We start from the raw sequence: 15793 nt of genomic DNA, 5'->3' as shown, positions 1-15793 counted from the left end.
CTTTGCTATAAGTTCCTTAATAAAGATTTAGTCTTTTTTACGTAATGCCCAATATATGCTCCAGGATATCAGCTATTTTTTTACTTGCATGCCCATCACCATATGGATTACTTGATTGACTCATTTTTTCGTACTCTGCTTTATCATCAAGGAGCTGTTTAAATGTCTTATAGATTACTTCTTCATCTGTTCCCACCAGTTTTAAAGTGCCGGCGGCTATCCCCTCGGGTCGTTCTGTTGTATCACGCATAACCAGAACAGGCTTACCAAGACTGGGAGCTTCTTCTTGTATCCCACCACTATCCGTTAAGATTAAATAACATCTTGAAAGAAAATTGTGAAAATCTAAAACTTCGAATGGTTCAATTATTCTTATTCTATCATGATTGCCCAAAATCGAATTGGCAGTTTCCCTTACCACTGGATTCATGTGTATTGGATAAAGTACCTTGATATCTGGCGTCTCATCAACAATTCTTTTTATTGCTCTGAACATGTTGTTAAGTGGTTCTCCAAGATTTTCCCTTCGATGAGCAGTCAACAAGATGAGTCTGCTGTTTTTTGCCCATGTAAGCTGTTCATGAGTATAGTCCTCATTCACCGTTGTATTGAGTGCATCAATCGCCGTGTTTCCAGTCACATAAACTGTTGATGGGGCTTTGCCTTCCTGAATCAAGTTATTTTTAGATAATTCTGTCGGTGCAAAATGATACATTGCTATTATCCCGACTGCCTGACGATTAAATTCTTCAGGATATGGTGAGAAAATATTATAAGTCCGAAGTCCCGCCTCAATATGCCCAACTGGAATCTGCAAATAATAGCAGGCCAGGGCAGTTGCAAAAGTAGTAGATGTGTCACCATGAACTAATACAACATCAGGATTGACTTCTTCTAAAATACCTTTAATACGATCTAGAATGTTGTTTGTTATATCAAATAGTGTCTGATTATCCTGCATAATCGATAAATCATAATCAGGTATTACATTAAAAACCGTCAATACTTGATCCAGCATCTGGCGATGCTGGCCCGTTACACAAACGATTATTTTAATATTCTTTCGTGATTTCAATTCATTGACCAAAGTGCACATCTTAATTGCCTCCGGGCGTGTACCAAAAACCAGCATGATAGTTTTCATTCTACTATTCGCTCCTTTTAAATTGTCAGATCATATGTCACTTAAATCTGATTTGTTTTTCGTTATATTTCTTTCATCTTTAGGTACTTAATTATCTTCAACCATGCAGCTTTTGTATTTTCAAAATCTCTATAATGTTGTTCTACATGTGTATGATAAAATTCAAGCTCATCTAATATACTTTTAAATTCCTCATTACCAAAATAATTACAGATTTTTGGAATAACGAAAGACAAGTCTTCTTTCATTTTTTTGATTTCAGATTCATAATTATCTCTTTGTGTAATATAAAGCAAAAGCGGCTTATATCTAATCCAGCCCTTTGCAGCTTTTAAAAATCTTGTTGTAACAACACCTGAATCCGCTTTCAAAGCCTTTAATTTATTAGGAAGAACTCCTAGAAGTAAATGCTCATAATTAGAAAAACCATCATGGAAGGTATAGCAAGGTACTTTTCTGATATTACATACACCAATGCAGGTACTTAAGAAAGTATCTTCGCCTCTTGCACCCGGTGGGTTATAAAACGGAAATAATTTGTCGAGATTTTTAAGGTTGAAGCCCAGATTAGCACCCGAAATAAATTTCATTCCGTTTACTTCCTTCACCATTTCAACCGTATTGTTATTAATAACATCAAGGTCAGCATAAGTAACACCGCCATCCTTTATCTTTTCTTTTATAGAATTCCAATTAATAATATCATTGCTTATGGACTCAATAAATATTCTAAACTCATCTTCAGAAAGCTTTTCGTTAAATTCAAACTGAGGAATCGGGGAAATATAACCACAATGGTATCCATGTGTCATATCCGCATATTTAATATTGTTAATATGCGTTGATAAGACCTCCTGGCCTTTCCAAACAATGCTGTTATTGATTTTAATCGTAGCGATCGGATATTCATCATCATCAAGGAAAATGAGATAGTCCATTTTGTTTTTTAAAGCAAAATATAATACCGCATTTCTTTTCATCGCATAACCTTCACCAAAGATCAGTTTCGCCTCTTTTAAAGTGATAACACCTTTTTCGACCAAATCCTGCACTTCATTTGTTATTGCTGAATTTCCTAAATAATAAGCGGAATCCACCAATGTTAGTATTTCATCGTCAGTGATTTTATAATCACTCACTTTTGTCCTGTAATACTTTAGGTCGTAGGCAACAAACAGGTTAACCGCTATTTTTTTATTGTCTATGAGTCCAGACTCATTCCAGTTATCGATATATGTTTTTACTACATTTTTAAAATTCTTTCTTCCTGTTACAAAACCAACGCCAACATTTATCTTCTTTTTTTCTATTTTCATATCTTTTGATCCTCATCCCATTTCACAAGATTCGGGTTGATATCTAGGATTGAATCATACTGTTCCTTATTTCCAAATATTGCACCTGGATCTAACAGCTGATACCGTTTATACTTTTCTTCTCGGTCAGCTGTCGTTGCCCATCCAAGATGTTTTACTCTAAATTCTAATGTTGCATTTGGAAAGGAAAACGTATTGATAGGAAATCTTCCGCAATGTTGTGCTGTTTCATTCCATATATATTTAAAATCAGGTTGATATCTCATTAAAAAGGGCCTATAAATACTATGCGCATTCCAATATTCATCCTCTCTATAATGAGTTTTATTCCACATATCATATAGTCGAAAGCAATAAAAATCATAGTCCGGGTTATTGATGAGCTTTTGTGCGTCTTGCCAAAAACGCTTTTCTATTATCTCATCAGCATCAAGGTTTAAAATCCAATCAGGGTTTGTCTTTACAGTTTCATTCCATTGTTTTTTTCTGAGTTCTACCTCACTCGCAAACATGGAATTATCATTTTGAATAATATGCACTGGGACATCTTTTAATATAGTTCTACACATATCAATCGTATCATCACAGCTTGCATCATCTATGATCACAGCCTCATCAATAAAACCGATTAAACTTTCTAAAACCTGTTTCAAATAACGTCCGGCTTCGTTTTTCACTATCATGGAAAGAGTGATTTTATTTCCCTCTTCTTTATATCGACGTACGAAGGCAAGGTCAGCTTCGCAGTCATCTACATAATCTTGAACTCCAGCCAAGTCTTGCTCTCTATAAATATGGTAGGCTGGATAAGACGTATCAACAAAAAGGTCCACGCCAAGTACCGCTGCACGTATACAGAAAAACCTGTCTTCCCCATGTATGGTCAGATTTTTTATTAACTTAAAGCTTACGCCTTTTACCAATGAAGCTATGCTTAATAATGTGCAAGCTCCCAAACCACCTACTTCATATACACCTGGTATCCTAAGCTGATTTAAAAACTTAGTTTGCCGTATTTCCTTCTCGTTATCACTTAAGACTTCCCCGAGTCTCTTGGGAACTAAATCATATTCATCAAACAGCCAAACATTTGGCTCAAAAGGTCTGTCTTTATGCCATTGAGACCAAAATATTTCAGAAATTATATCCTTATTTTTCGCCTTTAGATGCTCAATCAAATTAGGATGCAAAATCAGATCGGAATCCACAAAAAACAAATAATCATAGTTGTTATCGATTGCATACTGAATAATATGATTTTTATAATTTGCCACTTTAAACATTAAGTCATCGTTCCATAGATGGGAATCTTCATTACACTCATAAATTCCCAAACCCTTGCCACGAATAATAATCACATCTGATTCTTCTCTTTCAAAGTCAGCTAACAGACGACTGGATGTATCATCGACATTGTCATCAACAAACATATAATCAATTGTGATAGTATTCCTTCTGAGGTTTTTTAATGACCTTAAAAATGCATCTAAAATCTCTTTCTTTTGATAAATCGGACTGCCAATTAATACCCTTTTCTTTTGCAATTGATCATCTCGCTTTCGTTTTGTTTTATTATTTTTTCTTCGTTTTTTTTGCTGGTACTTTTTTGTCACCCATTTGAAATCACCTCTTTTTTCTTTTGTATTTTTAAGATTAACATAACCGATTGTAAACGTGATAATATTACATAATAAGTAAAAAAACAACAAAAGCCACTTTAATAAAAAGTGACTTTTAATAGCTCTATTCATTTTTATATTATTAGCACTCGAGATTGATGAGTGCCGATAATATCCAATGTATCATAATATCAATCTGATGTCAAGTAAGCCTCTAATCTCTAGAGAATCGGTATGATTTAATAAAAAGACTAGGAGAGGGTACCCAGACTATAACATCTAGGCCCTATCCTGGTCTTTAATCTTAAATTATAAAAATCGAATTATTCTTATTCTACCGTGACAGATTTTGCCAAATTCCTTGGCTGATCCACATCTAAATTTTTACCAACAGAAGCATAATATGCAATTAATTGAAGGACAACTGCAATCGGGAAAACAGTAAACATGTCGCCGATCTCAGGAATATTAATCTGGATATCTGCGACTCCTGTAGCAATGTTCGCATTTTCTTTGGTAAGTAAGATAACAAATGCCCCTCTTGCTTTGACTTCCCGAATATTGGAGATCGTTTTTGTTAAAACCTTTTCCTGCGTTGCAATGGCAATAACAGGTACCTCGTTTGTTATAAGTGCGATCGTACCGTGTTTTAGCTCTCCAGCCGCATAGGCCTCTGCATGAATGTACGAGATTTCCTTTAATTTCAAAGCCCCTTCCAATGAAAAAGCGTAATCCAAACCACGCCCAATAAAGAAAGCATCTGGTTTCTGAATCAGGTGAGTTACCATTGCTTTTACTTCATCCTTTTTCTCTATCATCGTTTCCATCGCAGGAATCACATCCAGAAGTCTTATCATAAATTCTTCTGCTTGATTTTGACTGTATTTTTCACGGACAAATGCCATACGACAGCAAACCATGTAAAGAGCTGCAAGCTGTACGGAGTAGGCTTTTGTACTGGCAACTGCAATCTCAGGACCTGCATGCGTATAGAACACATAGTCACTTTCTCTGGCTATGGTAGATCCTTTTACATTAACAATAGAGAGGGTGGGCGCGCCATAGCTTTTGGCAAGACGCATAGCTGCCAAAGTGTCTATGGTTTCCCCCGACTGAGAGATGATAACAACCAAAGTCTTTTCGTCAACAAGTGGATCTTCGTATCGGAATTCCGATGCAATGGAGACTGTCACTGGGATTCGAAGGAGTGGTTCCATCAAAGCCCTTGCCGCAATCCCTGCGTGCATTGCAGTCCCACATGCCACGATATGAACCTGACTGCAGTTTTTAAACACTTCGTCGGGAATTTGATCATCGGTAAAATCAGGAAGTCCCTTTGTAAGACGGGGTAAAATTGTGTTTTTCAATGCCGTCGGCTGTTCGTGGATCTCTTTTAACATAAAGTGAGGGTATCCGTTTTTCATTGCCGCATCCATATTCCAGTTTACTTCCATGATATCCGGTTGAATCTCGTTTCCTTTTAAATCATATAGAGATACATTATATGAAGTGAGTTTTAGAATGTGATTTTCAGGAACTACAAAGTATTGTTTTGTATAAGGGATCAGTGCAGTTAAATCAGAAGCTACAAAGGATCCTGAATGTGTATATGCAGCTACCAGCGGACTTACATTGCGAATGGCATATACTTCACCTGGATGATCTTTAAACATCATACAGAAGCTATAAGAGCCTTCTAAATAGGAGACTAGCTTTGTGATCGCTTCGATGGGATCGCCTTCATAGACACTGTCTAACACCCAAGCGGCAACTTCTGAATCTGTTTCGGATAGAAGTTTATTCTGAAGTTTAAATTCATTGGTCAACTGATGATAATTTTCAATAATACCGTTATGAACCAATATAACCCGTCCGGCACAGTGGGGATGTGTATTTGGAAGCGTTACGCCCCCATGAGTGGCCCATCTGGTATGTCCAAGCCCACAATGGGAAACTTCATCAATCTCTTTGCATCCTTCTTTTAAATTAGAGACTTTACCCGTATGTCGGATGAGGCGTGTTTTTGAATCTTCTAGGCATAGTGCCATGCCTGCACTGTCATATCCTCGATACTCCAACTGGGAGAGTCCCTCTAGTATAATTTTCTTTGAATCCAATGGTCCGGTATATCCTATAATTCCACACATAATATATCTCCTTAATGATCATTTTTAGTTTACATTCCGAAATAAAATTGCAGACAAAAACAAGCTGTCTGAAATTCTCTTTTTGATAGACAGCATCTCAATGTCAGTATAGTATCTTCTCCAGTTCCTGCATGGTTGTTTTGCAGTTACCTGCATATTTCATACAAGATACACGCCTGGAGGGCATGGAAGAGCATCCGCCGAACTTTCGATCACTCTTCTCCTCGTTAACCTTTGATACCGTTAAAAACGTTCACGATCGTATCAGTAGGTACCTGGCGCTTAGCTTTGCTATTAAAATCTATGCCTCCTTCATAAATTTAGTTTATTATAACTTTTCTTTGATTGTGAGTCAATACCATGATTTACAACTATTTTACCAAAAGATTCTTTTGCATTTTACATCCAACCGATAGAATGGAGTTAAGATACGCAGAAAGGAATGAGGAATGAATGGCAAGTTTATCGTTAGTAAATGTATGTAAAACTTATAAAAATGGCCAATTTGCTGTGAAGAATTTTAATCTTGATGTTAAGGATAAGGAATTTTTAATTCTAGTAGGACCTTCTGGATGTGGAAAGACTACGACTCTTCGAATGATTGCCGGTCTTGAGGATATATCCTCTGGGGAATTGTGGATTGATGGAAAACTTATGAATATGACAAGTCCGCAAAAACGGGATTTATCTATGGTTTTTCAGTCCTATGCTCTTTATCCTCATTTAACGGTCTATCAGAATATGGCATTTGGCCTAAAGGCACATAAGATTCCAAAGGAAGAGACAGATCAAAGAATAAAGCAAGCTGCAGATATCCTGTGCATCGGACATTTATTGGATCGGAAACCTTATTCATTATCTGGAGGACAAAAACAAAGAGTCGCCATAGGCAGTGTCATTGTACGCCAGCCCAAAGCCTATTTAATGGATGAGCCTTTGTCTAACCTGGATGCGAAATTACGAACTCAAATGCGGGTGGAGCTTTCAAAACTCCAGAAAAAATTAGGTGCAACAATTATTTATGTGACACACGATCAGGTGGAGGCTATGACGTTAGGTACCAGGATCGTCGTTATGGATTCTGGAAAAATACAACAGGTAGCGACACCTGTAGATCTTTATCGAAATCCGATCAACAAATTCGTAGCAGGGTTCATCGGAACCCCATCTATGAACTTTATTCCAGTTTGGGTGGAACGAAGAGAAGATACAATATGTCTGGAATTTTCTAAAAACAGATTATTTGTCAATGGTACTTGCGCCAATCGATTGCTAAAAGGTGGTTATTTAGGACGTAGGGTCTATATGGGAATACGCCCCGAAGATTTTCATGTAACGGGGAAAGAAGAGCAAATGCTTACCCTAGAGGTAGATTTAAAAGAGGCTTTGGGTTCGGAAGTTCTTTATCATGGGCGAATTGGCAGGGTAGAAGTATGTGTAAAAACAAATGCCGACAAAAGTGCATTACCTGGCGATAGGTTTCCAATTTATATAGATGTGGAGCATATCCAGCTATTTGATATGGATACGGAAGAAAATTTACTATATGTCTAAGGAGTATTCTATGAACTTAAAAAATGTAACGAAAAAAATCGGTCCATATGCATACCTGATTCCCGCAATGGCTATCTTTGTTCTGTTTCTTTTTTATCCATTTATAAAAACCATCTATCTAAGTCTTTATAAGACGAATAAAATGGGGCAGGCAAAGTTATTTGTTGGCTTGGGGAATTATCGGGATTTATTTCAGTCTAAGTCTTTTTATAACAGTCTTCTCGTAACCATCGTATTTGTTTTAATTGTAGTAGTAGTAAGCATGCTGTTGGGACTAATTACAGCTTTATTATGTAACCGGACATTTCCCGGAATCCGCATTTTCAGTACAGCTTATGCAATGCCAATGGCGATTGCTTCCAGTTCTGCAGCTATGATATTTAAAATCATGCTTCATCCTTCTATTGGAATCGTTAACAAGCTGTTGAATTTAAATATTAACTGGATTAGTGAACCGAAATATGCACTCATCTGCGTGGCCTTATTAACTGCGTGGCTCAATAGTGGAATTAATTTTCTTTATTTTAGTGCAGGTCTAAGTAATATTGATGAAACCATATATGAAAGAGCTTCTGTAGATGGAGCCAATTCATTTCAACAATTTTTCAGACTGTCGCTTCCCGGTTTAAGTCCCATTATATTTTATACGCTTGTAGTTAATATCATTCAGGCATTCCAGTCCTTCGGGCAAGTAAAGGTGTTGACACAGGGGGGGCCGGGTGAATCGACCAATTTAATTGTATATTCCATTTACCGAGATGCATTTTTTAACTACCGGTTTGGAAGCGCTGCGGCACAGTCTGTAATCTTATTTATCATGATCATGACACTTACATTGTTTATGTTCCGCATGGAAAAAAGGGGGGTAAATTATTAATGGAATCCATAATACAATCCTCTGTAAAAAACAACAATTCAAAAGAAATTGAGAAACGGAAGCAAGAAGCACTTAAAAAGGCCTTATTCCGAAGAAGAGCAGGTAGGATGGCACTTGTAATTGGGAATCTATTTATGACAGTGTTTGTACTTCTTCCTTTGCTTTATGCGATTAGTATCGCATTTATGCCTTCTAGTGAACTGTTCACAATGCGTATGAACATACTTCCTTCGGCACCAACAATGAATAATTTTACTCAGGCATTGACAAAAATACCACTGACCCGCTTTATTGTTAATTCATTTCTAGTGGCAGGTTGTATTACCATTGGGCAGATTGTATCTTGCTCCTTCGCTGCCTTTTCTTTCTCTTTTTTGGAGTTTAAAGGAAAGAACCTGTTATTTATGATTGTAATGGCAACGATGATGATTCCAGGAGAAGCAACCATTCTTTCCAACTATTTGACTGTGAGCGGGTTCCATTGGCTTGACAGCTACCGTGTTTTGATTGTTCCTTATCTAACCTCTGCCATGGGTATTTTTTTGTTCCGTCAGTTTTATAAATCATTTCCTATCTCATTATACGAATCTGCTACGATTGACGGATGCTCGAATCTCAGATTTATTATGAGCATCTTAATGCCACTTACAAAATCTGCGATTGGCGCCATGGCTGTTTATACATTTATTAATGCATGGAACATGTATATGTGGCCTCTCCTTGTGACCGGTTCGGATCAGATGAGGACGGTTCAGATTGGAATTGGAATGTTAGACAGCGTAGATTCTCAATCGATTTCTATGATGATTGCAGGAGTGGTTATGATCATTGCTCCATCCATATCCATATTTATAATAGGGCAAAAACAACTGATTCGAGGAATGTTCTCAGGTGCCATAAAAGGTTAATCTGGTTCAGAATAAATATTACATAAAACTTTGGAGGTTTGATATGAGAAAAAGAACATTGGCCTTAGGCTTAACCGCTGTTACGGCCGCAGGACTGCTTTTGGGTTGCTCCACACAAACAAAAACAAACAAAACAGCTGAAGTTACGGAGACCAGTCAAACGGTAGCAGAGTCTAAGTCTACCAGTGAAACAAATCAAACGGATAAAACAACCATAACATTTTGGCACTCTATGGGAGGTGTGAATGGAGAAGCAATTGATACACTTGTTGAAAAATTTAATAAAGAAAACACGGTTGGAATTACGGTTGAGGCACAATATCAAGGCAGCTATGATGATGCGATCAATAAATTGAAAAGTGCACAAATTGGCAATATGGGGGCGGATCTGGTTCAGATCTATGACATAGGAACCCGATTTATGATTGACTCTGGCTGGATAACCCCGATGCAAACACTAATTGATGAAGATAAATGGGACTCCAATCAGATCGAACCTAATATTGCTGCATATTATACCGTAGATAAAACATTGTATTCCATGCCATTTAATTCCTCTACACCGATCCTTTATTACAACAAAGATATGTTTGAAAAAGCAGGAATTACGAAGATTCCAGACAGTCTTCCCGGAATTGCTAAAATAGGGGACGAACTGACTCAAAAGGGGGGAGCTGGTGAGGTAATCTCACTTGGGATTTACGGTTGGTTCTTTGAGCAGTTCGGTTGCAAACAACAGGCCTTTTACGCGGATAATGGCAATGGGAGAGAAGCAGCAGCTACTGCAGTGGATTTTGATCAGAATGGTTCTGCAGTGAAAACCTTAACGGCTTGGAAAGAGTTAACGGATAAAGGTTACGCTCCTAATGTAGGAAGAGGAGGAGACGCAGGTCTTGCCGATTTCAGCGCAGGAAAATCAGCAATGACATTAGGTTCAACTGCATCTTTAAAACAGATTTTAACTGACGTGAATGGTAAATTTGAAGTTGGAACTGCATATTTTCCTAAAGTAAATGCGGATGATAAAGGCGGAGTTTCCATTGGAGGCGGATCTTTATGGGCATTAAAGAATGAGGATGCGGCAAAGGAAAAGGCAGTATGGGAATTTGTTAAGTTCCTTGTTTCTCCTGAAAGCCAGGCATACTGGAATTCTCAGACTGGATATTTCCCAGTAACGGTTAAGGCTCATGAGGAAGAAGTCTTTCAAGATAACATTAAGAATTTTCCTCAATTTAAGACTGCAATCGACCAGCTTCATGATTCTACTCCTCAGTCTGCAGGTGCATTATTAAGTGTATTCCCAGAAGCAAGACAGACGGTTGAAACAGAAATTGAAACAATGCTTAACAACAACAAAACACCAGAAGATGCTGCAGCTAATATGGCTAAAAGTATTAATAAATCCATTGCGGATTATAACTTGTTAAATGACTAAATAATTCAGAAAGGATAATCGCAGATGACAACAAAAGTTTGGGCACACCGGGGAGCTTCCGCTTATGCACCGGAAAATACATTGGAAGCGTTTGAACTGGCGATAAAACAAAAGGCGGATGGGATAGAGTTAGATGTACAGCTTACAAAAGACGGGAAAATGGCGGTGATTCATGATGAAACCATTGACCGTACGTGTGATGGCGTTGGATTTGTAACGAATTTCACCATGAAAGAATTGAAAAATTTTCACTGCAATCGTACCCATCCCGAATATCCATCTGCGGTTATCCCTGAACTAAAAGAGGTTCTAGATCTTTTAAAACCTACTGGATTAACCGTCAATATCGAATTGAAAACAGGGGTTTTCCGGTATAAAGGATTGGAAGAAAAAGCAATGAGGCTGGTAGAATCCATGGGGTTTAAAGATCGGATCATTTATTCTTCCTTCCATCACCCCAGTATTATAAAAATCAAAAAGTTAAACCCCAATGCATTGACAGGTATGTTATACTCAGATGGTTGGATTAATGTTTTAGGATATGCAAAACTGATTGGAGCAGATGCACTTCATCCCTCCTTTCATCTCATGAGATCCGAAAAATTAATTCTAGAAGCAAGGAAAAGAAATTTACCGCTTCATGTATGGACAGTAAATGAGAAACCTATTATGGAATCCCTGGTAAGAGAAAAGATTGGAGCAATTATAACCAATTATCCTGATATTGCCAGAAGGATTATTGACAGAAAGGAAACAGGTACGTAATGATAAAATTAGTCGCTTCAGATATGGATGGAACACTGTTAGACCGTTCTGGTAAAGTGTCCGCTACAAATTGTGCAGCTATAAAAGCTTTGGAACAAAAAAATATAGGATTTATGGTTTGTACTGGCAGAAACTATAAGGATGCCGTTGAACCATTAATGGAGGCTGGAATTTCTTGTGATATCATCTGTATGAACGGCGCTGCTGTTTTTGATGGGAGTGGAAAGCAGTTACGCAAACAGCCATTGCTTTTGAGTCAAATTAACCACATTCTTACCCTCTGTCGCCCCGATTCTGTTCTCTTTGATTTTATGTCAGACGAAGGCAGTTACACAACGGTAAGTCGTGAAGAATTTAAAAAGAGTTTTGAAAATAATACGTTTCTTCCAATGGGTGCAGAAGAGCACACCTTTGATCGCATTGTAGAACGCTTTCATTTTACCTCAGAAGAATTTTTACTGCAATCGAACATGACTATCTATAAAATATCGGTGATTCACGAAGATACCAATAAACTCAAACAAATCCGTAAACGATTGGAGAACGTGGAAGGAATATCTATTGCTTCCTCTGCACCAACCAATCTAGAAATAACTCATAGAAGAGCTGAAAAAGGAACTGCACTTCTTGAATATGCAGTCAATAATAAAATACGACCAAGAGAAATCCTGGCAGTAGGGGACAGCGAAAATGATCTCTCGATGTTAGAACTTCCCCTTGGTTATACAATTGCAATGGAAAATGCCTCTGAAATCGTAAAAAGCAGTGCCCGTTTGATTACCCGGTCGAATCAAGAACACGGAGTGGCCTATGCAATCCATAGTCTGATCTTAACTGACGCAGCCGTTGGTTAATCCCTCTTCTTAAATCCATGCAGGATTCTTTGGACAACAGGATACGATCTCTTACACAGAATAGAAAGCGGACAGTGAGAAACTGTACCCGCTTCTTTTGTTTTCTAATTCTTTCTGTAAAACAAAAACAGGCTTCCCATTAAAATTTCATTGACTGAGAAAATTAAGAGAAAAGCAATGTATTACGATGGACTTTCTGTTAAAATGTATGGGGGTTTTAAAGGATAGGAAAGGACTGAAGTGAGGTCATGGAATATGAAGATGAATTAGATCGAATGCGAGCAAGGAAAAGAAGAAATAAATCCAATGGTACAGGACATATAAAAAAAAGAACGAATTCGGAAAATAAGGGACATGCTTTTAGTGACCGAGGGGGAAGGACCTATTACAGTGTGGGAGAGGGACGCAATCCCCGTGTTCGCTACACAGAACAACAAAATCACTCAAACCACAAGGGGAAAAAGAAGCGAAAAAGAAAGCACAAAGGGTTTCTAAAAGTATTCTTTCTGGTTGCTTTACTCCTTGTGGGATTTTTCTTCTTTCAACAACGTACTCATCAAAAAGGATTTTGGACCATTGCTGTCTTTGGTGTAGACTCCAGAGATGGGAATCTGGAAAAAGGTGGACTTTCCGATGTGGTGATGGTATGCAATATCAATAAGGCGACCGGAGAAATTAAACTGGTATCTGTATACCGGGACACGTATTTGAAGATAAATAAGAAGGGAACGTATCATAAGATTAACGAAGCTTATTTCAAAGGGGGACATAAGCAGGGAATTGAAGCACTGAATGAAAATCTGGACTTAAACATTGATGATTATGCGACCTTTAACTGGAAAGCGGTTGCGAATGGCATAAATATACTTGGTGGAATTGATTTGGAAATTTCTGATTCGGAATATGCCTACATAAATGGTTTTATTACAGAAACAGTTAATTCTACAGGAGTTGGTTCTTATCAGCTAAAGCATGCAGGAATGAATCATTTAGATGGGGTACAAGCAGTTGCTTATGCCCGATTACGACTGATGGATACGGATTTTAAACGTACAGAACGGCAGAGAAAAGTAGTGAATCTAGCCATGGAAAAAGCCAAGAATGCAAATTTTTCTACACGTAAAGCACTGATCTCTTCCGTCTTTCCTCAGATATCTACGAGTGTTGGCTTAAAGGATCTTATATCCATAGCAAGTGGAATCAAAAAGTATCATATTGGTGAAACTGCGGGATTTCCATTTTCGCGTACAACAAAGAAAATGGGGCGGATGGATTGCGTAATTGCAACCACTTTGGAAAGCAATGTCATACAGCTCCACCAATTCCTTTATGATCAGGAGAATTACATACCCTCTTTGTCGGTGAAAAAAATCAGTGACAGCATTGCTAAGGAGAGTGGAATTACAGACCCTGGTAAAAAATCTCCTTCCGACTCAAAATCTAGTGGAAACTCAAAGAAAAAGTCTGCACAAAAAAAACAGGAAGTCCTTCCTCAGGAAACAGAGCCCGTCACAGAAGCTGCGACAGAGGAAACGACAATAGAAGAGACGACAATAGAAGTAGTACCCAATACAACGCAACCAGATGAAGCACCTACCAATGAAGATGGAAGTCTCGTTGGACCTGGCGCGAAGATAGAAGAAAGAGAACCTTAGATTGAGATAATCTCTCAAGCCCTTAAAAATATTGTGGCTTGAGAGATTTATTATCCTGTTAGTTTATTAAATTATCCCAGATCATCAAAATCAGGAAGTTCATCCCGGGTAATCACTACGTCACTGTTATAGACCTTATTTACCATAGAGCTTTCCGTATAGGAATTGCCTATTTGTCCGTTGGAATCTATGATAAAGTCTCCATACCAGACTGCAAAATACAGCCAATAGGTATTATCCCTTACGAAAAGATCCGGATCTATCATCACTCCATTTTCGCTTAGAGCCGCCATCTTAGAACCGCCGGAATAATTGACGGTTTTCATGAACTGATCGGTATGGGCACGATAGGAATGTTTTTCTGCATAAATATCCGTTCCTGCTATATCACAGTGTTCATCTCCAGGATACCAGTCTTTGTTTTGCCCGTTCCAAACCCAGATTAAATTATTTAACTTATGGTAATAGGTCTGACGTACAAACATTAATTTATAAAGCCATTGGTATGCGGGTGCACCTTTTGCACCCCACCAGAACCATCCACCGCTGGCTTCATGGAGAGGTCTCCAAAGTACGGTTACGTTTGCCTGTTGCAGTTTATCCAGATACTCGGATATCACATCAATATCGCGGACAATCAGATAGCATTCCTCAGAAATTTTGTTCTCTTGATATAAGACTTTTATATCTTCTAGGGACCGCTGACTAATATCAACATCTGTAACCGCTTTTGACAAATCAAAAGTCGTATCTTTTGAATAGAAGGAGGCTCCTCCCTTCGGTGCATGCCAATGCCATTGAAATGTAGTAAGACCACCGGTTTTATCCCAATTTAGAGCGAGATTAACTTCTTCCGAGGACTGATAATCACTGGCAGTGTCGCAGAAGATAAAATCCAGCATACGGATCGCCGGATACTTTCCGGTTAAATTATGAATTGCTTCAATCTCCGTACTCTTATTCAGAGAACAACACTGGCCGGACAAGGTTTTTTGTCCATATATGCTTTTTAAATACTTTTGGATGTTCACAGTCCTTTTGTTCGCATTTGGATTTACCAGAGTGAAGGTCGCAGAGGAATATACGGAATCATTTACACCGGAATCTTCCTCAATTGTAATATAGTCCAGATCAAACCAGCCCCAATTCTCTTTTATGGATAGGGTAACGGTTCCTGCTTCTAGCCAGACACTGGCTATTTTTGTATCATGCCAGTTTCCATCCCCATTGCTGTAAATAGTTCCAGCCTGTTTGCCGTTAATCGTAAGATAATTTTCTTTGTAGCTGTCTGCAGCTGATCGCACAGTAAAGGTATAGTGACCGGATTGGGAAATCTCTGCATGTACGGACCAGGAATTTCCTTCTCTCTGTGTAAAACCGGTAGCATAGCCGGTTCCACTGAACCCAGCTCTTGTGGTAGCTGCTGTAATATCCCCTGCCATTGCTGCATTTTCAGCCTCAATATGCGTTAATGCAGGACTAGATGCTTTCTGCTCAAAATTATTCATTCTTTTTTTTC

At 38.2% G+C, this 15793-nt stretch carries 12 protein-coding genes; 7 read left to right on the top strand and 5 right to left on the bottom strand.

Going from position 1 to position 15793, the window contains the following annotated elements:
* Positions 1-37: 37 nt before the first annotated feature.
* From wecB to glmS, 4 genes are all read right to left on the bottom strand, one after another.
* Positions 38-1144, bottom strand: coding sequence for a UDP-N-acetylglucosamine 2-epimerase (non-hydrolyzing) (gene wecB, locus EFT72_RS08365; RefSeq protein ID WP_124066462.1), 1107 nt, complete (start codon positions 1142-1144; stop codon positions 38-40).
* A 62-nt stretch (positions 1145-1206) separates the two neighbouring features.
* Positions 1207-2460: a hypothetical protein gene (locus tag EFT72_RS08360; protein WP_124066461.1), complete on the bottom strand. Its 1254-nt coding sequence runs from the start codon at positions 2458-2460 to the stop codon at positions 1207-1209.
* Positions 2457-4073, bottom strand: coding sequence for a glycosyltransferase (locus EFT72_RS08355; protein WP_347561857.1), 1617 nt, complete (start codon positions 4071-4073; stop codon positions 2457-2459). The genes EFT72_RS08360 and EFT72_RS08355 overlap by 4 nt, the downstream gene beginning before the upstream one ends.
* 335 nt (positions 4074-4408) lie before the next feature.
* Complete coding sequence (glmS, locus tag EFT72_RS08350; protein WP_124066459.1) at positions 4409-6226, bottom strand: glutamine--fructose-6-phosphate transaminase (isomerizing); 1818 nt, start codon at positions 6224-6226, stop codon at positions 4409-4411.
* A gap of 453 nt (positions 6227-6679) precedes the next feature.
* On the opposite strand from glmS, the gene ugpC reads away from it, so the two are divergent.
* The 7 genes from ugpC to EFT72_RS08315 all read left to right on the top strand — a co-directional run bounded on the left by ugpC (position 6680) and on the right by EFT72_RS08315 (position 14274).
* Entirely contained in the window at positions 6680-7780 is a 1101-nt protein-coding gene (gene ugpC / locus EFT72_RS08345) for a sn-glycerol-3-phosphate ABC transporter ATP-binding protein UgpC (protein WP_124066458.1), read from the top strand.
* Positions 7781-7790: 10 nt separating this feature from the next.
* Positions 7791-8657: a sugar ABC transporter permease gene (locus tag EFT72_RS08340; protein WP_124066457.1), complete on the top strand. Its 867-nt coding sequence runs from the start codon at positions 7791-7793 to the stop codon at positions 8655-8657.
* Positions 8657-9565, top strand: coding sequence for a carbohydrate ABC transporter permease (locus EFT72_RS08335; RefSeq protein WP_124066456.1), 909 nt, complete (start codon positions 8657-8659; stop codon positions 9563-9565). Before EFT72_RS08340 ends, EFT72_RS08335 begins: the two co-directional genes overlap by 1 nt.
* Positions 9566-9608: 43 nt before the next feature.
* Positions 9609-11000 (top strand): ABC transporter substrate-binding protein, encoded by a 1392-nt coding sequence (locus tag EFT72_RS08330; protein ID WP_124066455.1) that lies wholly within the window; start codon positions 9609-9611, stop codon positions 10998-11000.
* 24 nt (positions 11001-11024) lie between these two features.
* On the top strand, positions 11025-11765 hold the full coding sequence (locus EFT72_RS08325) for a glycerophosphodiester phosphodiesterase (RefSeq protein WP_124066454.1): 741 nt from the start codon (positions 11025-11027) through the stop codon (positions 11763-11765).
* Complete coding sequence (locus EFT72_RS08320) at positions 11765-12619, top strand: HAD family hydrolase (protein ID WP_124066453.1); 855 nt, start codon at positions 11765-11767, stop codon at positions 12617-12619. Before EFT72_RS08325 ends, EFT72_RS08320 begins: the two co-directional genes overlap by 1 nt.
* A gap of 248 nt (positions 12620-12867) precedes the next feature.
* Complete coding sequence (locus EFT72_RS08315; protein ID WP_124066452.1) at positions 12868-14274, top strand: LCP family protein; 1407 nt, start codon at positions 12868-12870, stop codon at positions 14272-14274.
* A gap of 71 nt (positions 14275-14345) precedes the next feature.
* On the opposite strand, the gene EFT72_RS08310 is transcribed toward EFT72_RS08315, so the two are convergent.
* Positions 14346-15782 (bottom strand): glycosyl hydrolase, encoded by a 1437-nt coding sequence (locus EFT72_RS08310; protein ID WP_124066451.1) that lies wholly within the window; start codon positions 15780-15782, stop codon positions 14346-14348.
* Between the last annotated feature and the right edge of the window lie 11 nt (positions 15783-15793).

Source organism: Clostridium sp. E02 (genome assembly GCF_003833015.1).
Taxonomy (GTDB): Bacteria; Bacillota; Clostridia; order Lachnospirales; family Lachnospiraceae; genus Lacrimispora.
This window is presented reverse-complemented; position numbering and strand designations above follow the sequence as displayed.